The following is a 19,725-nucleotide window of genomic DNA, read 5'->3' on the forward strand; positions in this document are numbered from 1 at the left end:
AACGCGCGTCAGGAGGACGGTATGGATAGACGAGCGAACGCTAACGTCATTGCGTTTGTCTACGGCGGTTATTTGATGAGGTATGTTTATCTCATCATCGTGGTGCCGTTTTACGGAAGAATTCTGGGCGTATCGGAATACGGTCGGGTGCTTGCGTCGATGTCACTGATGAACGTGATATGGATGCTGGTGAGTTATGGGTTTACGTTTGTTGGCATGCGTGAGGTGTCGAAAGCGCAATCGGCGGCGGAATGCAACAAGATCTACTCACTGCATGTCAGCGCGCGTCTGTTATTGGCCGTGTTGGGCGCGGGTATTGGCATCACGGCCACGATGTTGTCGCCGACATTGTCGGAGCGACCCGTAATCGGTCTGCTGGCGACCTTGCTGGGGATCGTGTCCGCTCTGAATCTCGGCTGGCTATTTCAGGGGCGTCAACACTTTCGAACACCCATCATGATCGAGGTGTTTGGCTTCGCACTGAGCCTTGTGCTGGTGCTGAACCTGGTGAAAGGCCCCAACGACGCAGTGTGGGTGCTGGCGAGTCTTCTGGTGGCCGGCGTGGCATCGTCGATCGTTTCGTACAGTCTGACGACCTGGCAACTCGGCTTGCCCAAGCTGAAGTTGACAGGTGTTGTTCCGCTGGTACGAGGTTCGACGATGCTGTTCTGCTACTCGTCTGGCTCGGTTGTACTCACGGCGTCGTCCACCTATCTGTTGACGTTGTTGTCCACGCCCGCGCAAGTGGGCTATTTCGGCGCAGCGGAGCGGTTTGCGACGATCGGCCTCGCGCTCATGGGTCCCGCTTCACAGGTGTTTATTCCCACTATATCGAGGCAGCTCGCGCAAGGCGACAAGGAGGGCGCACATGCGACCACGCGCCGTGGCGCTACGTTGCTGATGGGTTACGGGCTTCTGGTTCTGTGCGGCGCGCTGACGCTGTCGCCGTTTGTACTTCCTCTGATTCTAGGCCCGGCATTCGAACCGAGTGCCCGAGTACTACAGATCTTCGCGTGGATGTTTCCGCTCGCCGCTTTTAACGAGTTCGTTGCGTTCTATGTTTTCGTGCCGAGAAGGAAGGATCGCCTGCTTGCCATGGCAGGTGTCGGGTCGGGGGTGATGAATCTGGCTGCTGCGCTATTCCTCGCACCCCGATATGGCGCGACAGGCATGGCGACTGCTCGGGTGGTAGGCGAGGCAACCCTGGCTGTGATTCTGATGGGCACGATGATCCGTCTTCAGTTAGTAGGACTTGTGCCCGGAGCCGAGCGGGCGCTAGGAATGTTTCGGGTTGCATGCGGCGTGCGGCCTCAGGCGGGTGCTGCAAAAGACGAATGAATCAGATCGCTGGACGTGCAGGATCCCGGTTGTAATCTCACAGGAGGTCGAAGTGAAAGTCGCTATTGTTCACGATTGGCTGGTGGTGTCGGGTGGGGCAGAGAAGGTCTTGAAAAATATCATCGAGTGCTTCCCGAAAGCAGACATCTTCTCGATTGTCGATTTTCTGGAGGACCGCGAATGTGTGAAAGGGAAGACCGTCAATACGTCGTTTATCCAGCGGATGCCTTTTGCGCGCCGGCGTTACCGTGCTTACCTGCCACTGATGCCGATCGCGATCGAGCAGGTCGACCTCTCTGGTTATGACCTCGTAATCTCCAGTTCGCATGCGGTCGCGAAAGGCGTTCTGACCGGGCCCAACCAGGTCCATGTCAGCTATGTTCATTCGCCGATTCGCTATGCGTGGGACCTGCAACATCAGTATCTCCGTGAATCGCACCTGAATAAGGGAATCAAGTCGATCATGGCTCGCGTGCTGCTTCACTACATACGAGGATGGGATTCGCGTTCCGCCAATGGCGTCGATCATCTTCTGGCCAATTCGCAGTTCATTGCCAGACGGATCAAGAAGGCTTATCAGCGTGAAGCGACTGTCATTTACCCGCCGGTCGACCTGGCGAACATGCCAATGTGCACGCAGAAAGAGGACTTCTACGTGACGGCATCACGCATGGTGCCCTATAAGCGTATCGATCTGATCGTGCGTGCCTTTTCGCAGACGCCGGAGCGCCGCCTCGTTGTGATCGGTGACGGTCCCGAGATGAAGAAGATCAAATCAGTAGCCGGCGACAATGTGACGATTCTGGGGCACCAGCCGTCCGATGTCCTTGTCGATTACTTGCGGCGTGCGCGTGCATTTGTATTTGCGGCGGAAGAGGACTTTGGTATTTCTGTGGTCGAGGCCCAGGCGTGCGGAACGCCGGTCATTGCATTTGGCAGGGGCGGCGCGCTCGAGTCGGTGATCGGCTTGCCGCTTGATCGGCCCACGGGCGTTTTCTTTGGCGAACAAACGTCGGAGTCTTTGCTGGAAGCGGTAAGCAGGTTCGAACACAATTCCCATCTGTTCGACGCGCGGCAATGCCGGAAGAATGCCGAACGCTTTTCGTCGGAGAACTTTAAAGCTGCACTGATGAGCTTTATCGACTCACGGGTGCCTTACGCGTGTGTCGAACAGTTTCTTCCCTATCCGGTCAGGGAGGCTTTGCCTGTCGACGAACATCACTTTGCCGACGTAGCGTCGTGAGACAGAACGCGATAACGCATCCGGCTAAGGAGAGCCATGACAGAAGGAGTGTGATTGCGGATCTCAGGCGAGCGCGTTTCGATCAGATACTGAAACGGTGCCTCGTGTCCGTACCCTAGCGTTGAGACCAATAGAAGACTAAGGGTGGACCAGACAGGTTTGAAACGTTCGAACTCAACGTTGACGGCGGTTCGTAAAAAGAAGGCAGCGACGAAAACGCCCAGAAGCCAGCCAGCGATGACTTCGGGAAGCGAGTGAGAGTGATTGAGCAGTCGTGAAATTCCGGTAAAGGCGCCAATCGCCATACCGGCAATTACGCCTGGAAGCGGCGGCTGACGCCACCATTTCAGCTGGAGGGTGATGGCTACCATCCAGACAGAAGTCGACAGCATGGTATGTCCGCTAACAACGCGGAAATCAAGAGCAGGGACGGAGATTCCCCAGCCCGCGTACATTATTTTGGTAGCGCCCACAATGGCGAGGCCAATCGCCAGTACGCCAGTTAGCCTGAGCGCCTGACGCACATTGAAGAAAGCGAGCCAGCCGACGCAAAGAGCGGCCACGGGCAACGTCACGGCGCCGTCGCCTATGTTGCTAAACACAGTCCACATGGAATTCCCCGTCTTTGTCATTGGCCGCCGCCGACGCGCACGAGCGCGTGCATTAGTCATTTTTTGCGGCGGACTGGCGCTATCGCACCGGTTTCCCACTCACGATATTACGCGGTCAACAACTTTAACCTGCTGCCGCTCGAAAACGACAGTGCTGAGCGCGCGCGATGCCAGCAATAACGAGATCACGAGCGAAAGGATCAGCACATTAGACGGCGAGACCAACCGGTGTTCGGTGGCGGCCATCACCAGCAGGCAGACAGACGATATCTCGACAAACCTGAATGCGGCGAAGTTCTGGCCACCGCCCATGAGCGCACCGACCGCGGCGCCATGTTTTGCCCAGTCGACCAGCTTCCAGAAAAAGCTCAGGATCAACGCGAGTCCAACCACCCCGAGTTCAGCGAGGAAGTTCAGGTAGGAGTTATGAGCGTGCGAATCGCTGTGTTCGACAATCACGTCGGAAGGTACACCCAGCAGATGAAAATACGAGGTCACGCTGCCTATGTGGTCGTCGAACGAACCGAATCCGAGGCCCACAATTGGACTTTGCTCAAAATACGTCAGCGCCCGCGGCCATAGCCATTCGTAGCGAATGTCCAGATTGGCGACTTTCTCGTCCTGATTCTGGATGGTGAAGGTATAGCCCATGTAGTTGACTGTCGAATTGGTATGGTAAATCGCCATCGCAATCGAGCCTGTGATCAGGATCGCTATCAGCGTTCCCAGCATCCAGCGCTTACGGCCGAAATAGAGGTACGGGAGGGTCGCCAACGCGCCCAGCAACGAGCCTCGGCTGTAAGTGGAAAAGAGCATCAGCGCGGTAGCGAAGATCAGACCGAGCACGAGATTGCTCCGCCTTTGCAGGTAACACGCGATTCCCAGACAAAGCAGCATCGCAAAGAAGCCGCCAGCGGCATTGCGCGCGATAAAGTAGCTACCGAAGCTGTCTCCAGGATGCGTGAAGATGCCAAGTAAGCCAGTTTCAATGACGTAGTACGCGTAAAGCGGAAGATTGATGATGACGGCGAATACAAAGAACGCGCGAAGTACTTTGTTCAGGTCCCAACGGTGCGTGTACAGACATCCGGCAAAAATAGGCGCATACGAAATGAAAAAATTGCCGTCACGCCGATAAAAATCGAATTCGATAAACGAGCGCGGGTCGTAAAGCAGTGTGGAAACGATGATCAGAAGCGTGAGCGCGGTGAGCGGCGTGATAAACGCGGGGTAACTTCTTCCGAAAAAGCGCCACGAACACAGCACGATCGGGACAAATCCTACCGCACTGACGGGGACCAGATTGGTAACAGTCAGGAATAGGGCAAGTAGCGATATGTAAGCCATTGCGACTCCGGAAATACGGATGGCGCACAGTTTTTGAAGACCTGTCCATGACATCGGATCGACATGGAGCCGGGCACAAAAAGCCGGCGTGAACCGACAGAGAACCATGCCGGCGTCTTAGCTTTGATTGACTTCTGAAACTACGGTCTGATGCCGGTTGAGAGAGCAGGTAGATGAGACGTCCCTATGAACGGTACCACGGGATGTATTTGATTTCCAACCTCACGCCTCTTTCGCTGACAGAAACGTGGGGCAAGTGTTGGCTGATCGAAGTACTTAAGAAAACACCTCCCACGAGCAGAGCCAAAACCTCATCGGTTCGCGCCATACATGCTGTGGTGCAACGTAATCTGACTAAGATGAATTCACCGGGTACTGCTCTCGTGGCACCAGTTTGCTGGCACAGCGTCGATAGGTTAGTTGCTGAGCGCCATGTAACTGCGATCGGGCCGCAACGGTATCCATGCTTTCCGGCAGAGCCGGTTTAGCGGCCAGAAGTTGCGTTCAGTCGGCCGTGAACCACACGGCTTGCCTTGTCCGCCCAGCAGGGGCGTCCTTTTATAAATCAAACGAGACAACTTCGACGCGATTGGCGTCGCAACGCGTAATGCGTGGACGTCACAACCGTCGTCCTCGAGTTGGCCAGAACGTAAAGGAGCTTTAAATGCGCAAGGTGAAGGCAGTTGCGGGCGAAACAGATATCGACGCTATTGAAAAGGCTTTCGCTGATTATCCACCGCTTGTGCAGGTGATTCTCGCGGGTGGCTCAGGAACCCGCCTATGGCCCGTATCGCGGGAGCAGTTTCCAAAGCAACTGATCGACGTGGTCGGTGACAAGACCTTGTTGCAAGCCACTATGGGTCGCATGGCGGGCTTCAGCAGCGCATGGGATATCGCGGCCGACCCGGTGATTGTGTGCGGTGCGGAGCATTACTTTGCAACATACGAACAGGCGCGGGAAATTGGCGTGAATGCGCGCATCGTGGTCGAGCCAGCTCGCCGCGATACGGCGCCGGCCCTCACACTCGCTGCCCTGGCTGCAAGCGCTGACGGACAGGACGCCATTCTGGTCGCAATGCCGGCGGACCATTCGATTGCCAATCTCGATGCGCTTCATCAGGCAATCGAGATTGCCGCGCGCCATGCGCAATCAGGATCGATTACGACGCTCGGCGTTCCGCCCGATCGTGCAGATACGGGATTCGGGTACATCCGCCTTGGTGGCGAATTGCAGGACGGTGCGCGTCGTATCGAGCGTTTCGTTGAAAAGCCCGCCGCGGAACTGGCGGCTCAGTATGTCGAATCCGGCAATTATTGGTGGAACAGCGGGATATTCGTCGTCCGTTCTTCCGTATGGCTTGCGGTTATCGAACGCTTCCAGCCAGACATCCATGCGGCTTGTGTCAAAGCCTATCGCGGCGCGAAAACAGCAGATGAATGCGTGATTCCCGACGCGAATGAATTCCTGCGCTCGCCGTCGGACTCGATCGACTACGCAGTCATGGAGCACCTGGGCAAGCCGGATTCGCCATTCAGCGGAATCGTCGTGCCGCTTGAAGCGGGCTGGTCGGACCTGGGCTCGTGGGACGCGGTGTGGCAGGCCATGGAGAAGGACGAGTGCGGCAACGCGTCGAATGGACGGGTGCTGTTCGAGGGCGCCACGGCGACTTACGCGCGCTCACAGGGCGGCCGGTTGCTCGCCTGTGTCGGCACGAACAATCTGATTGTGGTCGAAACCGATGATGCCGTACTGGTCGCGGATCGTTCTCACGTGCAGGACATCAAGGGACTGGTGACGCGTATCAAGCGGGAAAAATCGCCGGAGGCTGACGCGCACAGAAAAGTCCGTCGCCCATGGGGCTTTTACGATTCGATCGATCATGGCGACCGTTTCCAGGTCAAGCGGATAGTCGTGATGCCAGGTGCGCGTCTGTCGCTGCAGATGCATCACCACCGCGCGGAACACTGGGTGGTGGTGAGCGGAACCGCGCTTGTCACTCGTGGAGAAGAACAGTTCCTTCTGGGCGAGAACGAGTCGACCTACATTCCGCTGGGCATCCGTCATCGTTTGGAAAACCCCGGACGTGTACCGCTTCAGATCATCGAGGTCCAGTCGGGAACCTATCTTGGCGAAGACGACATCGTCAGATTCGACGACAAGTACGGACGATGCGGCTAAGTCAGTTGTATTGAACGGGGCGCGCTCTTAGGGGGCTGCAATGCGATTGATTACTGGTCTGATGGCGAGATTGTTCGATGTGGCGATGATTCTGGCGGGCGCATACATTGCCTCCCAGATTCGTTTCGACGACGGCTCGCAGCGGAGTTTCTATTTTGCGTTCGTGGCGTTTGCAGCAGCGTTTTCACTTGCGGTCTTTCCTGCATTGGGTGTGTATGAGTCATGGCGCGGTCGTTCGAAACGGGCGCTTTGTGGACATGTTGCGCTAGGTTGGCTGGTTGTTCAGGCCTGCGCAATGGCGTTGATGTTTTCATTGCACCGGATCGACTTCGTGTCGCGTTTGTGGTTCGTGTATTGGACTGGAATCTCAGGCGCTGCGATGATGGCCGGGCGTCTGGTTACGCACATTCTGCTTGGCCGGGTGCGCAATGCGGGTTTAAACCTGCAGCAGGTGGCGGTTGCGGCGTGCGGCGATCATTGCGATGAAATCATTCGCAAAATGGAGTTGTCGCCCGCAGCCGGCTTTCGTGCCAACGCGCTGTATAACGTTCGCCCCGGCACTGCGGCCGCCACCACAGCACCGGTACGGATGTTCGACGAGCACGTTGCTTTTGCAAAGTATGTTCGTGAACAGAACATTGGCGAAGTCTGGCTCGCATTGCCACTCACTGAAGAACGCACGATACTCAAGCTGGTCGACGAGTTCCGCAATGATCTGATCAATATCCGGTTCATGCCTGATGTGCGTACGCTCGCGCTGTTTGAAGGCAGCATTACGGATCTGTTGGGTGTTCCGACCATCAATCTGGCGGTATCACCGTTGCCGCCCAATGCGATGGTGCAGAAAGAAATGTTCGACCGTCTTTTTGCGGCTGTTGCGATCGTGGCTATATCGCCCATTCTGCTTGCCTGTGCGATTGCCGTGAAGCTCAGTTCGTCTGGCCCGGTCTTCTTCAAACAACGCCGTAAAGGTGCCGACGGGCGAGTGTTTACGATCTACAAGTTCCGCACTATGCGTTTGCATCAGCAAAAGGAAGGCGTGCTGGAACAGGCTACTCGGGGCGACCCGCGCATTACCAGGGTAGGCGGATTTCTTCGTCGCACGAGTCTCGACGAATTGCCGCAGTTCTTCAACGTGTTACGAGGCGATATGTCAGTGGTGGGACCTCGTCCTCACGCGCTCGAACACGACGATCTTTATCAGAACATTGTGTCTGGCTATATTCATCGTTACCGCATCAAACCCGGTATCACCGGCTGGGCACAGATCAACGGCTTTCGCGGTGAGACCGATCGCATTGAAAAGATGGAGGGCCGGGTGGCGCACGATTTGTACTATTTACGGAACTGGTCGTTCAGACTGGACGTAAAGATCATTTTCGCGACTGTATTCAAGGGGCTTCATCATCCTAACGCGTACTGATGCTTAGATCGAGGTCCCAGTAATACGGTACAGGAAGTCGACTAAAGTAAAGATAGCCGCAGACCGGCTGAGCGAGACACGATGGTATTAGACGTCGAGAGCGCAATTAGAAAGTCGTTGAAGCAGGTGGCCCATTACAGATTCCACCGGGATCATGGTGCACAGGCCAGGAGGGTCTTGCAGCTGATCGAAAAGCAGTATGGCAGAGCGGACCCGGCCAATCTGAAACTGGCCGATGTCTACGCACGCGAAGTGTTTGGCGACGGCGTCTACGCGCCCTGGCTGCGCGTGTACGCGGCATTTCGGGGGACGTTCAAGGAAGGCTGGATTCCAGACAACTTCTACGGGAGCGTTGTTGTGCCGAAACTGCAAGGTGGGTACGGCAAAATTTCTCATCTGAAGCCTATTGCGAGGCTGATCTTCAACGGCGACGAGTTCCCCGACCTCGCCTATTTCGCCAATGGCCTGTTTTTCACAGGACAGAGCGACGTGATTCCCGACCACGAAGTCAAAGAGGTGGTCTTCCGCGAGTCGGACAGAGTGGTGTTCAAGCTGGATGGGTCGAGGCGCGGCAATGGCGTATTTTTCCTGGACAGAACAAATTTCGATTACCGGATGATCAGGTCGTTGGGCAATGGGGTAATCCAGAAATTCATTATCCAGCACAGTCTGTTTAATACCTTTGCTTCAAAGTCCGTGGCCACGTTGCGCTTTACAACGGTGGTGGATGATCTCGGCGGCATTTCCGTTCGAGCCTGTTTCCTGCGTCTCGGCAGAGAGCAGGATACGCACGTGCAGACCGACCACGAGATCTGTGTGCCGGTCAATCTCGCCAATGGCGAGCTTGATCGGGAAGGTTACATGAGCGACTGGGGCGCGACTGAAGCGCATCCGGATTCCGGCGTCCGTTTTTCCGGCTTGAGAATTCCTGCTTTTGATCAATGTGTCGCTACCGTGCTCGGCCTCCATAAGAAAATCCCGTTCGTGCGCTGTGTAGGTTGGGATATAGCCGTTGACGCCGACGAGAAAGTGCAGGTCATGGAGTGGAACGGCGAGCACAACGATGTGAAGTTCAGTGAGGCGACGCAAGGTCCGTGTTTTTCGGACCTGAAATGGGAACGACTGAAAATCGTGTCCTGAGATTCAGCGTGGGAAAAGTGTTGCCGGCTATTGTCGGGTTGAAAGACAAAGTTCGATTCAGGCGGGCAGCACACACGGGTCTGGCGATTCAGAACCCTTACGGAGACAGGACGTGAATGAACGGCTATGGTGCGTCCATATTGAAGGCGTGAACGACTTCATTGCCACCGATTCCCGCGAATCGGCCGAGCAGGAAGCGTTGGCGATCAATGCGTATATCGACAGAGCCGAAAAGGGCCCTCGAGCGGCTCTGCTGCGGGCCGTTGTGATCGAGTGGCCGTTCACGGCAGCGGGCCACGCGCGCGCGCTTGACGAAGACCGGCAAGATCTCCAGAAAATGCCGCACCGGCAATCGGCCACGAATTCGTCGGGGGGCGTCCTGGGGAATATCGCCCGACGCGTGAGAGGATTGGTCTCGGTTGCGCGCGGCAAGTAAGGATTGCGTGCCGCTGGATGCAGTCGGTCAGTTGTTCGCTATGTAACGCAGTAATTTTGCGCAACACAACCGTAGCCTGAATGTCGGACTCTCCCTCTACGATAGTGGCATTGTCCTCTGTCGATTAGTGAGGTGACCGATGTTGACTCATCACGAACTTGCGACGCTTCTGCGTCTGCGCGACGCTGAACGCCGTCTCGAAGAACTCGACCCGGAAGTACTCGCGCTGAGCCGCTACGAACTGGTCGAGATTTCCCGGCGTGACGATGACGATATGTCGACATTGAAACTGACCGGCCTTGGCCGCGAACTCGCGCGGCGTCTGGGCGGTGGGAGCGGCGACGTCTGAGTCGCGTCACGCCGGTAAAGGGACGTCTTCAATCAATTCCGCCTTTACCGCGCGAATTCGACGATCGACAAAATACCCGCCAGCTTCTACATAGCGCAGATAAAGATGCGCGCATGTCGAGCATTGCCAGACGCCGCAGCGGTTGTACGGAAAGTAGCGTGGTGCGATGGGGGCATCAGTTGCCCAGTAAGTCGTTTTGCCCGGCAGGTATTCGTTATATGCCGGCTCGAGATCGTCTTCCAGTAACAGCGTGCCGATTTCCTCCAGCAGAGTTTCGTCGAGCGATAAAGGCTGCGATTGCCAGCCGTCCAGTGGTGTCCGGGTACACGAACATCGCTCGGTCGCACGCTGTTGCGCGGCGCGTGCGAGGTCGAGAAAACTTGCCGCGTTCAGATATTGCGCCATGTGGCCTACAGTCAATGGTTTATCGTCAGGTCGCGCTGGGCGCGCCGGCTTCATTGCCGACAATGATATCGCCTGGGTACATCACCGGTGGTTACTGAAGCAGGTTTCACGCTGCGCGTATGGAGTCGATGACAAGTTGCGTGGCGGGCGTGATACGGCGGTTCTTGCGCAGAATCAATCCGTAAGGTGCAAGCCGTCCGCGCAGCGGCGTAGAGACCGCTGCAATCGCTTCCAATGCGACGTAATACTGGGCGACCGAACTGGGCAATACCGCGAGCATGTCCGAGTCGCGCAGCAGTGACAGCGTGGTGAGGATCGACGACGTTTCCACCGTGCTCACAGGTGGCGCGACGCGCGATTCGCGGAACGTCTGATCGATCACCTGCCGCATCGGACTCGGATGCGGCTGGATAATCCACGGGTAAAGCGCGAGTTCCGCAAGTTTGGGACGCGTCGCAGCAAGCGCCATCGGATGATCCGGGCGCACCACGATGGACAGCGCCTCTTCGGCCAGCATTTCGAAACTCAGATCGAGCGCCGGAAAGCCATCGGGAATGCGGCCGATCACGATATCCAGTTGATCCTGCTGCAAAGATTGCACGAGCACGTCGCTGGTGTCGATCGTGACCGACATCTGCAAACGGGGATGCGCTTCTTTCAATTTGACGATGGTCTGCGTCAGCAATTCGGGCGAGGGCGCCATGACCGCGCCAATGCGTACCTTGCCAATATCGCCTGCCTCGATACCCGCCAGTTCCTCGCGCAATTCGTCGAGATCCTCGAATACCACGCGTGCATAGCGCATGACCGCTTCGCCGAAGATGGTCGGCTCCATGCCACGCGCATGACGCACGAACAACGAGACGCCAATCGTGTCCTCCAGTTCCTGTAAGGCTTTTGTAGCCGCCGGCTGGGTCATTGCCATTTCGTCCGCGGCGCGACGCAGGGATTCGGTCTCGGACAGCGCGACCATCAGTTGCAGATGGCGCAGACGCAGACGTTTGCGTATGGTGGAGGCGGGCGCAATCATGTGAGCGATAACTCCAGGGAATCAACTGATTCGATTTATTCAGTGGTCAGTTATTGGATAGTTTCGCACACTAGCGGCTATGAACGACTCGCGGACAACACTGAGAAGCGGGTCGATTAAAAAAATCCAGGAGACATAAGTATGACGACGATCGCCAGTCCGGCGCTCGACAGCGCCATTGCCAAAGCGCGGACGAGACTGTTGCCGTTTCTGATTCTGATGTACCTGTTAGCTTTTATCGACCGCGCGAATGTAGGCTTCGCGAAAAACGTGCTGCAGGCCGATACCGGTTTGAGCGATGCGGCCTTCGCATTCGGCGCCGGCATCTTCTTTATCGGTTATGCCGTGTTCGAAGTGCCGAGTAATCTGCTGATGTACCGCTTCGGCGCACGGGTATGGATGAGCCGGATCATGGTGACGTGGGGCATTGTTTCCGCGTGTACCGCGCTGGTTCACGACGCATCGAGCTTCTACATTCTGCGCACACTGCTCGGCATTGCCGAAGCAGGCTTCTTCCCCGGCATCATCCTCTTTCTGTCCAACTGGTTTCCGTCGAAGACCCGCTCGCAGGCGATGGGCATGTTCTATTTTGGCTTCCCGCTTGCAATGCTGCTCGGTAGTCCGGTGTCGGGCATTCTGCTCGATACGGGCAATCCATTCGGGATGCATCCGTGGCAATGGCTGTTTGTCGTGGAGGGACTCGCGGCGTCGGTAGTGGGTGTGGTTGCGTATTTCTATCTGACTGATCGCCCTGCCAAGGCCAAATGGCTCGACGACGCACAACGTGAAGCGCTCGATGGCGCACTGCGTCAGGAAGACGAACATAAGCTCTCGCATGGCCCGGCATCGGTCATCGGGGCATTGCGCGATTCCCGCGTGCTGTTCTGCGGACTGATTTATTTCGCGGTTCAGATGAGCGTCTACGGGGTGGTGTTTTATCTGCCTACCCGCATTGCCGGGCTCACAGGCGGCCACGTCGGCACGAAGGTTGGGTTGCTGACCGCCATTCCGTGGATCGTGGCGATCGTGGGCACGTTCCTGGTGACGCGCGCGGCAGACCGCTACGGCCATCACCGGACGTGGGCCGCGGCCATGCTCGCACTCGCGGCGATCGGCATTGGCGCGAGTGCGTTGACCTCGTCGGTCACGCTCGCTATCGCCGCGTTCTGCGTCGCGGGAATCGGTTTTGTCGCTGTGCAGCCGCTTTTCTGGACTCTGCCGACCGGTTATCTCGGCGGCGCCGCAGCGGCAGGCGGCATCGCGCTAATCAATTCAATCGGCAATCTGGGCGGCTTCGTCGCGCCGAATCTGAAGGGCATCGCCGAACACCTGGCGGGTTCGTCGCAGGCCGGCATGCTGTCGCTCTCGGCAGTCGGACTGATCGGCGCCGTGCTGTTGCTCACCTTCCGGATGACGCCCGAATCAACCGCATCGCTTTCACACCGTCCTGTGCCGCTCGGCGAACGTTCGGGCCATTAACGCTTTCGAGGAATCATCGACATGAAAATCAAGCATATCCGCACGCGCGTCTTTGAATGGAAAGGTAAGGTCGTGCCGCCGCAGCCGCATTTCTGCACGAACGCGGTAGACATTCTTTACGAGCGTGGCGATGCGATGGGTTCATTCCGTTTCCACGGTTGGCTGGTAGTGGAAATCGAATGCGATGACGGTACGATCGGTATCGGAAATTGCGCGCTTGCACCGCGCATCGCCAAGCAGATCATCGACGAATACCTCGCGCCGATTGCGATTGGCGAAGACCCGTTCGACAACGAGTACATCTGGCAGAAGATGTATCGCCGCACGCTTGCGTGGGGTCGTAAAGGGATTGGCATGGCGGCGATCTCAGCGGTGGACATCGCGCTATGGGACATCATGGGCAAGGCAGTGAAGAAGCCGGTATTCAAACTGCTCGGAGGCCGCACTAAAGAAAAGATCTGGTGCTATGCGTCGAAGCTCTATAACAACGACGATCGCGACGCGTTCCTCGGCGAGGCACAGGGTTATCTGGAAGACGGTTTCACCGCGATGAAGATGCGCTTCGGCTATGGTCCGAAAGACGGCCCGAAGGGAATGGCGAAAAATATCGAACAGGTACGCCTATTGCGCGAACTGGTCGGCGACGAAGTCGACATCATGCTTGAATGCTATATGGGCTGGACGCTCGAATACGCGCGACGCATACTGCCGCGCCTCGCGCAATTCAATCCGCGCTGGATCGAAGAACCGGTGATTGGCGACGATGTCGAGGGGTATCAGGAACTGAAGAAGCTGAACATCACGCCGATTTCCGGTGGGGAACACGAATTCACGAGCTACGGTTTCAAGGATCTGCTCGAACGCCGCGCAGTCGATGTGATTCAGTACGACACGAACCGCGTTGGCGGCATTACCGCGGCACAAAAGATCAATGCGATGGCCGAAGCGTGGTCAGTGCCGGTGATCCCGCACGCGGGTCAAATGCATAACTATCACCTGACCATGTCGAGTACTGCGAGCCCGATGTCGGAGTTCTTCCCCGTATTCGATGTGGAAGTCGGCAATGAATTGTTCTACTACATCTTCGACGGCGAGCCGCGTCCCGAGAAAGGCTTTCTGCAATTGTCCGACGATACGCCGGGTCTCGGCATTACGTTGAGCGACAAGCATCTTGCTGACTTCAACATCGTCGAATAAGGCATTCTGCTACACGAAGAGGATCGGCGACATGGGGGCACCGGATGAGTCGAATAACAGCGAGAAAACAGGCATGAAACTGGCTGACTTCGATACGCTGACCTTCGATTGCTATGGAACCCTGATCGACTGGGAGACGGGTATTTTCGAAGGATTACGCCCGCTTCTTGAACGTGTCGGGTCGCCGCTTACGCGCGATCAGGTGCTCGAAGCGCATGCGCGACACGAGTCGTCGCAGCAGAAGTACACGCCTCAGCGGCGTTATCAGGAATTGCTACCTGTCGTGTACAAGCGTCTGGCAGAAGAATGGCAGGCGCCGTACACGCTTGCCGAATGTATCGCGTACGGCCAGTCCATCAGGAACTGGCCTGCATTCGACGATTCGGCCGCTGCATTGCGTTATCTGAAGCAGCACTTCAAGCTCGTCATTCTGTCGAACATCGATAACGAGAGCTTCAGCTTTAGCAACCCGAAATTGCAGGTCGAATTCGACGCGATCTTCACGGCCGAAGATATCGGCTCCTATAAGCCGTCGCCGCGTAATTTCGAATACATGCTGGAGAAGCTGGGCGAGCGCGGCATCCACAAAGACACGATTCTGCACACTGCGGAGAGCCTGTTCCACGATCACCAGCCTGCGAATCAATTCGGTCTTGCTTCATGCTGGATTTGCCGGCGGCACGCGAAAGAGGGTTTTGGTGCGACGATGGACCCAGGCTCGCAGCCGACTATCGACTTTCGCTTTAATAGCATGGCCGATCTCGTGAAAATGCATCAGGCACAGAAACGCTAACGCGCATCAAGCAAGGCAGCTAGAAATAACCCTTGCTGCAAGGCCCCGTTGATGCGCGAACCACGAGTTCCGGAGGCGGCCCGATCACCATCGACGGCGATTGCTCGGGCGTCTGGATCAACCGTATAAGACAGTCAATCGACAACTCCGCGACCGCCGCCGTCTGGATCGCGACGGTCGTCAACGCTGGGTGTACCTGGTGCGCGAGTTGAATGTCGGTAATGCCGATCACCGACACATCGTCCGGCACTCTGCGGCCCAACGTGATCAGCGCTTGCACTGCGCCGATCGCGAGCAGGTCGTTGGTCGCGAAAATCGCACTCAGGTGCGGCCGGTTTGCCATCAATTGCATGCACGCGGCGTAGCCTGCGTCGATCGAGTCGCGGATTTGCAGCACCGCAGCCGCATCCGCTTCGATGCCGGCTGCGCGCATCGCCGCGCGAAAGCCATTCGAACGCGCGTCCTGCAAACCGCCGCAACCATCGCCGATCAACAGGCCGATCTCGCGATGACCCAGTTCCAGCAGATGCCGCGCGGCCAGTTCGCCGGCAAGTGCGAAATCCACGGCAATGCAGGGTAGCGCGGGCGGCGACTCGGGGTGCTCCCACATCGCAAGCAGAATCGGCGCGCTGTGCGTGGCGGACGCGCAGAGATCGTTGATCGCAATGTCCGTGTTCATCACGAGCACGCCGTCGGCCAGCGTGCCGGCGATCTGGTTCAGATAGGCGCGGCCGATTTCAGCGTCGTCGTCGGTATTGCAGACCATCAGGAAATGGCCGGCTTTGCGCGCGGCGCGTTCGGCGGCCAGCACGAACTCCGGATAAAACGGGTTCGAAATATTCGACAGCATCAACGCCAGCGTCGACGAGCGACCCTCGGCCAGTGCGCGGGCGTTCAGGTTGGGCCGGTAGCCCAATTCGTCGATCGCTTTCAGCACGCGCTCGGCAGTTTCGGGGCGGACCTTCTCGCGGTTGCGCAACACGTTTGAGACGGTGGCGGCGGTGACGTGCGCGCGCTTCGCGACTTCGGACAACGTGACCATTTTCGATTTATCCCATATTTAGGGAAAGTGATTCAAATGTTGCAAGCATTGGGCGACATTGATAACTTTCTGGAAAACATCCGGAGACACCCACCATGACTTCTTCCCTCGAACTCGAATTTAAGCGATTAAATGCCGACTGCACAAGGCCTGGCTGCTTATTTTTTTGTAAAATTTAAGCGGTTAAATCCTACGGAGGCAGCATGGCGACAATTCGTTTGACGGATGTGCAGAAGTCATACGGCGATCATCCGCCGGTGATCCGGCGCGTCAATCTCGAGATCGCGCAGCACGAGTTCTGTGTCTTCCTCGGCCCGTCCGGCTGTGGCAAGTCGACCCTGTTACGGATGATCGCCGGTCTCGAAGACCTGAGCGAAGGCGAGTTGCATATCGGTGGACGTCTGGTGAACGACGTGCCGTCGGCACAGCGTGGCGTGGCGATGGTGTTCCAGAGCTACGCGCTGTTCCCGCACATGACCGTGTTCGACAACATGGCGTTCGGTTTGAAGCTCGCGAAGCAACCCAAGGATGTGATCGATCGGAAAGTGCGTGAAGCCGCGCGCATTCTGCAACTGGACGACTATCTGCAGCGCTATCCGAAAGCGCTGTCGGGTGGACAGCGTCAGCGTGTTGCGATTGGCCGCGCGATTGTGCGCGAGCCGGGCGTGTTCCTGTTCGATGAACCGTTGTCGAATCTCGATGCCGCGTTGCGTGGCCAGACTCGCGTTGAAATTGCGCGCCTGCACCAGCGTTTCGCGGATGCAAGCGTGGTCTACGTGACACACGATCAGGTCGAAGCGATGACGCTCGCCGACCGCATCGTGTTGCTGCATGCCGGCGCAGACGCCGAGCGCTACGGCAGCATCGCGCAATCGGGCGCACCGCTGGAGCTGTATCACCACCCAAAGTCGCGCTTTGTGGCGGGCTTTATCGGCTCGCCCCGCATGAATTTCATCGACGCAACGGTCGATTCGATCGCGCCGGGCAGCGTCACGGTGGTATTGCCGCAAAGCGGCGAGAAGCTGGTCGCCAACGTGGATGGCCAGCGCCTTCAACGCGGTCAGAAGGTGACGCTCGGCGTGCGGCCGGAACACTTGCAGCTCGACGGCGATGACCAGTTTGTCCAGTGCGCGACGGTGCTATCCGAACGCCTTGGCGAGCACAGCTACATTCACGCCGACTACGCGACCGGCACGCTGATCGCCAAGGCCGCCGGCGACACGCTGATCGGTTCGGGCGAGCGCATTCGCATTCACGTTCCGCCTTCCGCCTGTCATCTGTTCGACGCGGATGGAATCGCTTTACGCCGCAGCGCGTTCGAGCCCGAACGCGTGACCGCGTGAACGATCGAGTAGGGTGCTGAGCCGGTCCAGCGGGTTCAGCAGATTGAATTCCGCCACAGAGCGGGTTACTTCGCCGACAGCGGTACGTACCGTCCGCCGTCGGTCAACAAGGTAGTCAAGGAGACACAAGATGATTGCTCTTCGCCTTCGCCGTCTTGCACAGCTGACGGTTGCCACCGCGCTGGTTGCCGGCACATTCGCTGGCGTCGCGGCCGATGCCGACGCCGCCACGCTGACGGTCAACGTATCGGCACGCGGGAATCAGCGCTCGACGTGGCAGGACGCGTTCGACCAGTTCAAGAAAGCCAATCCCGATATCGATCTCAAGGTGACGTACATCACCGAAGAAGCGTACAAGGTGCAGATGGGTGGCTGGCTCGCCACCGATCCGCCAGATGTCGTCTCCTGGCACGACGGCGAACGCATGGCGTATTACGCGCAACGCGGCCTGCTCGAAGACCTGTCGACCGACTGGAGCAAGAACGGCTGGTCGCAACAGTACGCGTCGGTGAAGGAAGCGTCGACCTATAAGGGCAAACAGTACGCAGCGCCGCTCGGCTATGACGCGTACGGCTTCTTCTATCGCAAGGATCTGTTCGAGAAAGCGGGGATCAAGAGCGAGCCGAAAACGTGGGATGAGTTTCTCGAAGCCAACAAGAAGCTGAAGGCAATCGGCGTTGCGCCGATCGCCGTGGCCGCGCGCGATAGCTGGACGCTTGCCGCATGGTTCGACTACCTCAATCTGCGCATCAACGGCAACGCGTTCCATCAGCAGTTGATGGCGGGCGAAATTCCCTACACCGATCCGCGCGTGAAGAAGGTCTACACGACGTGGAAGACGCTGATCGACGACCACTACTTTATCGACAACGCGCTGTCGTACGATCTCGACTCGATCGCGCCGTTCCTCGTCAACGGCAAGGCGTCGATGATGTTGATGGGCACGTTCTTCTCGGCGAGCATTCCGCCTTCCATCAAGGAGCAAACCGGCTTCTTCCGTTTCCCGGTGATCGACGCCAATGTGCCGATGGCCGAAGACGGCCCCGTCAACGTGCTGCTGGTTCCGGCGAAGGCCAAGAACAAGGCCGACGCCCGCAAGCTGCTGGCCTTCATGGAACAGCCGAAGATCAACGCGGAACTCGCAAAGGGTTGGGGTCAATTGCCGTCGAACAGTCAGTCTGCCGAACCTGAAGACGCGATCTCGAAGGTCGGCTTCCAGACGCTCGCGAATACCAAGGGCGGTATCGCCCAGTTCTATGACCGGGACATGCAGAAGGAAATGGCCGACGAAGGCATGAAGGCCATGCAACAGTTCTATAGCGATCCGTCGCAACTCGACGCTGTGCTCGCACGCCTCGAAGCAACGCGTAAGCGCATCTATCAGAAGTAAGTCCCGAAGCGCCGGCCATGCAGTAGCGGCCGGCGTTCGCGTTAGATTTCCGACGAGGCTCGATCCATGTCTCATTCCACAGCGAGCCGCTTACCCGCGGCCCGGCGCCGTCACGCCTCTACGACGCGCCGTCATCAGCACCGTGCCGCGTTTTTCTTTCTGTTGCCGGGCTGTGCATTGTTTTGCCTGTGCGTGGTTTATCCGATTATCAGCAGCATTTCGCTCAGTTTTTTTAACTGGGACGGCATGACGCCAAAGACCTTTATCGGTCTCGGCAATTACATCGAGCTATTTCATTCAGATACGTTTTATACGGCGCTGAAGAACAACCTGATCTGGCTTGCACTATTTCTGCTGGCGCCGCCCCTAGGCCTGATGTTCGCGTTGTACCTGAACCAGCATGTTCGTGGGATGCGGGTGGTGAAGTCGCTGTTCTTCGCGCCTTTCGTGCTGTCGGGGGTGGTGGTCGGTCTCGTGTTCAGCTGGTTTTATGACCCCGGCTTTGGTCTTCTGCGCCTGATTGTCGGACACGGCATTCCCGTGCTCGGCGATCCGCGCACGGTGACGTTCGGCATTATTTTCGCTGCACTGTGGCCGCAAACACCATTTTGCATGGTGCTGTATCTCACGGGCCTGACGGGTATCAATCCTGAAGTGGTCGAAGCCGCGCGGATGGAGGGGGCGAAAGGTTTGCGTCTGCTGTGGCACGTGATTCTTCCGCAATTGCGCCCCGCGACTTTCATGGCGGTTGTGCTGACCGTGATCGGCGCATTGCGCAGCTTCGATCTGATTGCGGTGATGAGTGGCGGCGGTCCATTCGACAGTTCCACCGTGCTCGCTTACTACATGTACGACCAGGCGATCAAGTACTACCGCGAGGGCTATTCCGCTGCGATTGCCGTCGTTCTGTTCGCCATCATGCTCGTCTACATCGTGTTCCATCTTCGCCGCATGCTGCGCGAAGAACGCTGATTTTCAGG

The 19,725-nt window shown here is 57.4% G+C and carries 18 protein-coding genes; 13 read left to right on the top strand and 5 right to left on the bottom strand.

What is annotated here, in order from left to right; translation table 11 throughout:
* The first annotated feature begins 21 nt into the window (after positions 1–21).
* Entirely contained in the window at positions 22–1,338 is a 1,317-nt protein-coding gene (locus LMG28727_RS11865; protein ID WP_201642516.1) for a lipopolysaccharide biosynthesis protein, read from the top strand.
* A gap of 52 nt (positions 1,339–1,390) precedes the next feature.
* Positions 1,391–2,581, top strand: coding sequence for a glycosyltransferase family 4 protein (locus tag LMG28727_RS11870; protein WP_201642871.1), 1,191 nt, complete (start codon positions 1,391–1,393; stop codon positions 2,579–2,581).
* Here LMG28727_RS11870 and LMG28727_RS11875 read toward each other — a convergent pair.
* Positions 2,557–3,192, bottom strand: a complete 636-nt coding sequence (locus tag LMG28727_RS11875) for a phosphatase PAP2 family protein (RefSeq protein ID WP_201642517.1) — start codon at positions 3,190–3,192, stop codon at positions 2,557–2,559. The genes LMG28727_RS11870 and LMG28727_RS11875 overlap by 25 nt on opposite strands.
* 99 nt (positions 3,193–3,291) lie before the next feature.
* Positions 3,292–4,539, bottom strand: coding sequence for an O-antigen ligase family protein (locus LMG28727_RS11880; RefSeq protein ID WP_201642518.1), 1,248 nt, complete (start codon positions 4,537–4,539; stop codon positions 3,292–3,294).
* 664 nt (positions 4,540–5,203) lie between these two features.
* On the opposite strand from LMG28727_RS11880, the gene LMG28727_RS11885 reads away from it, so the two are divergent.
* From LMG28727_RS11885 to LMG28727_RS11905, 5 genes are all read left to right on the top strand, one after another.
* A complete protein-coding gene (locus LMG28727_RS11885; RefSeq protein ID WP_201642519.1) occupies positions 5,204–6,718 on the top strand; it encodes a mannose-1-phosphate guanylyltransferase/mannose-6-phosphate isomerase in 1,515 nt (504 codons plus the stop codon).
* A gap of 40 nt (positions 6,719–6,758) precedes the next feature.
* The gene (locus tag LMG28727_RS11890) at positions 6,759–8,141 is read left to right on the top strand and encodes an undecaprenyl-phosphate glucose phosphotransferase (protein WP_201642520.1); all 1,383 of its coding nucleotides are present in this window, start codon (positions 6,759–6,761) and stop codon (positions 8,139–8,141) included.
* Between the two features lie 81 nt (positions 8,142–8,222).
* A complete protein-coding gene (locus tag LMG28727_RS11895; RefSeq protein ID WP_201642521.1) occupies positions 8,223–9,281 on the top strand; it encodes a sugar-transfer associated ATP-grasp domain-containing protein in 1,059 nt (352 codons plus the stop codon).
* Between the two features lie 112 nt (positions 9,282–9,393).
* Complete coding sequence (locus LMG28727_RS11900) at positions 9,394–9,717, top strand: hypothetical protein (protein ID WP_201642522.1); 324 nt, start codon at positions 9,394–9,396, stop codon at positions 9,715–9,717.
* A 139-nt stretch (positions 9,718–9,856) separates the two neighbouring features.
* The gene (locus LMG28727_RS11905; RefSeq protein WP_201642523.1) at positions 9,857–10,066 is read left to right on the top strand and encodes a hypothetical protein; all 210 of its coding nucleotides are present in this window, start codon (positions 9,857–9,859) and stop codon (positions 10,064–10,066) included.
* 6 nt (positions 10,067–10,072) lie between these two features.
* Here the strand turns inward: LMG28727_RS11905 and LMG28727_RS11910 are convergent, their stop codons facing one another.
* Together LMG28727_RS11910 and LMG28727_RS11915 are read right to left on the bottom strand one after the other, a co-directional pair.
* Complete coding sequence (locus tag LMG28727_RS11910) at positions 10,073–10,471, bottom strand: hypothetical protein (RefSeq protein WP_201642872.1); 399 nt, start codon at positions 10,469–10,471, stop codon at positions 10,073–10,075.
* A gap of 106 nt (positions 10,472–10,577) precedes the next feature.
* The gene (locus LMG28727_RS11915) at positions 10,578–11,501 is read right to left on the bottom strand and encodes a LysR family transcriptional regulator (protein WP_201642524.1); all 924 of its coding nucleotides are present in this window, start codon (positions 11,499–11,501) and stop codon (positions 10,578–10,580) included.
* Positions 11,502–11,642: 141 nt separating this feature from the next.
* Between LMG28727_RS11915 and LMG28727_RS11920 the strand changes: the two genes are divergently transcribed.
* The 3 genes from LMG28727_RS11920 to LMG28727_RS11930 all read left to right on the top strand — a co-directional run bounded on the left by LMG28727_RS11920 (position 11,643) and on the right by LMG28727_RS11930 (position 14,970).
* On the top strand, positions 11,643–12,980 hold the full coding sequence (locus LMG28727_RS11920) for an MFS transporter (protein WP_201642525.1): 1,338 nt from the start codon (positions 11,643–11,645) through the stop codon (positions 12,978–12,980).
* A 21-nt stretch (positions 12,981–13,001) separates the two neighbouring features.
* Entirely contained in the window at positions 13,002–14,177 is a 1,176-nt protein-coding gene (locus LMG28727_RS11925) for an L-rhamnonate dehydratase (RefSeq protein WP_201642526.1), read from the top strand.
* Positions 14,178–14,250: 73 nt separating this feature from the next.
* Complete coding sequence (locus LMG28727_RS11930; RefSeq protein WP_201642873.1) at positions 14,251–14,970, top strand: haloacid dehalogenase type II; 720 nt, start codon at positions 14,251–14,253, stop codon at positions 14,968–14,970.
* Positions 14,971–14,989: 19 nt separating this feature from the next.
* On the opposite strand, the gene LMG28727_RS11935 is transcribed toward LMG28727_RS11930, so the two are convergent.
* The gene (locus LMG28727_RS11935; protein WP_201642527.1) at positions 14,990–16,012 is read right to left on the bottom strand and encodes a LacI family DNA-binding transcriptional regulator; all 1,023 of its coding nucleotides are present in this window, start codon (positions 16,010–16,012) and stop codon (positions 14,990–14,992) included.
* Positions 16,013–16,215: 203 nt separating this feature from the next.
* On the opposite strand from LMG28727_RS11935, the gene LMG28727_RS11940 reads away from it, so the two are divergent.
* The 3 genes from LMG28727_RS11940 (at position 16,216) to LMG28727_RS11950 (ending at position 19,717) form a co-directional block, all read left to right on the top strand.
* On the top strand, positions 16,216–17,355 hold the full coding sequence (locus LMG28727_RS11940) for an ABC transporter ATP-binding protein (protein WP_201642528.1): 1,140 nt from the start codon (positions 16,216–16,218) through the stop codon (positions 17,353–17,355).
* A 130-nt stretch (positions 17,356–17,485) separates the two neighbouring features.
* On the top strand, positions 17,486–18,745 hold the full coding sequence (locus LMG28727_RS11945) for an ABC transporter substrate-binding protein (protein ID WP_201642529.1): 1,260 nt from the start codon (positions 17,486–17,488) through the stop codon (positions 18,743–18,745).
* Between the two features lie 66 nt (positions 18,746–18,811).
* On the top strand, positions 18,812–19,717 hold the full coding sequence (locus tag LMG28727_RS11950; protein ID WP_201642530.1) for a carbohydrate ABC transporter permease: 906 nt from the start codon (positions 18,812–18,814) through the stop codon (positions 19,715–19,717).
* Positions 19,718–19,725: the final 8 nt, after the last annotated feature.

Source organism: Paraburkholderia metrosideri, assembly GCF_904848625.1.
GTDB classification, from domain to species: domain Bacteria; phylum Pseudomonadota; class Gammaproteobacteria; order Burkholderiales; family Burkholderiaceae; genus Paraburkholderia; species Paraburkholderia metrosideri.

Excerpts from the sequence above, each read along its gene's own strand:
- LMG28727_RS11940 (WP_201642528.1), top strand. The coding sequence starts at position 16,216 with ATGGCGACAATTCGTTTGACGGATGTGCAGAAGTCATACGGCGATCAT.
- LMG28727_RS11925 (WP_201642526.1), top strand. The coding sequence starts at position 13,002 with ATGAAAATCAAGCATATCCGCACGCGCGTCTTTGAATGGAAAGGTAAG.
- LMG28727_RS11950 (WP_201642530.1), top strand. The coding sequence starts at position 18,812 with ATGTCTCATTCCACAGCGAGCCGCTTACCCGCGGCCCGGCGCCGTCAC.
- LMG28727_RS11865 (WP_201642516.1), top strand. The coding sequence starts at position 22 with ATGGATAGACGAGCGAACGCTAACGTCATTGCGTTTGTCTACGGCGGT.
- LMG28727_RS11930 (WP_201642873.1), top strand. The coding sequence starts at position 14,251 with ATGAAACTGGCTGACTTCGATACGCTGACCTTCGATTGCTATGGAACC.
- LMG28727_RS11880 (WP_201642518.1), bottom strand. The coding sequence starts at position 4,539 with ATGGCTTACATATCGCTACTTGCCCTATTCCTGACTGTTACCAATCTG.
- LMG28727_RS11920 (WP_201642525.1), top strand. The coding sequence starts at position 11,643 with ATGACGACGATCGCCAGTCCGGCGCTCGACAGCGCCATTGCCAAAGCG.
- LMG28727_RS11945 (WP_201642529.1), top strand. The coding sequence starts at position 17,486 with ATGATTGCTCTTCGCCTTCGCCGTCTTGCACAGCTGACGGTTGCCACC.
- LMG28727_RS11915 (WP_201642524.1), bottom strand. The coding sequence starts at position 11,501 with ATGATTGCGCCCGCCTCCACCATACGCAAACGTCTGCGTCTGCGCCAT.
- LMG28727_RS11875 (WP_201642517.1), bottom strand. The coding sequence starts at position 3,192 with ATGTGGACTGTGTTTAGCAACATAGGCGACGGCGCCGTGACGTTGCCC.
- LMG28727_RS11935 (WP_201642527.1), bottom strand. The coding sequence starts at position 16,012 with ATGGTCACGTTGTCCGAAGTCGCGAAGCGCGCGCACGTCACCGCCGCC.
- LMG28727_RS11905 (WP_201642523.1), top strand. The coding sequence starts at position 9,857 with ATGTTGACTCATCACGAACTTGCGACGCTTCTGCGTCTGCGCGACGCT.
- LMG28727_RS11895 (WP_201642521.1), top strand. The coding sequence starts at position 8,223 with ATGGTATTAGACGTCGAGAGCGCAATTAGAAAGTCGTTGAAGCAGGTG.
- LMG28727_RS11890 (WP_201642520.1), top strand. The coding sequence starts at position 6,759 with ATGCGATTGATTACTGGTCTGATGGCGAGATTGTTCGATGTGGCGATG.
- LMG28727_RS11885 (WP_201642519.1), top strand. The coding sequence starts at position 5,204 with ATGCGCAAGGTGAAGGCAGTTGCGGGCGAAACAGATATCGACGCTATT.
- LMG28727_RS11910 (WP_201642872.1), bottom strand. The coding sequence starts at position 10,471 with ATGGCGCAATATCTGAACGCGGCAAGTTTTCTCGACCTCGCACGCGCC.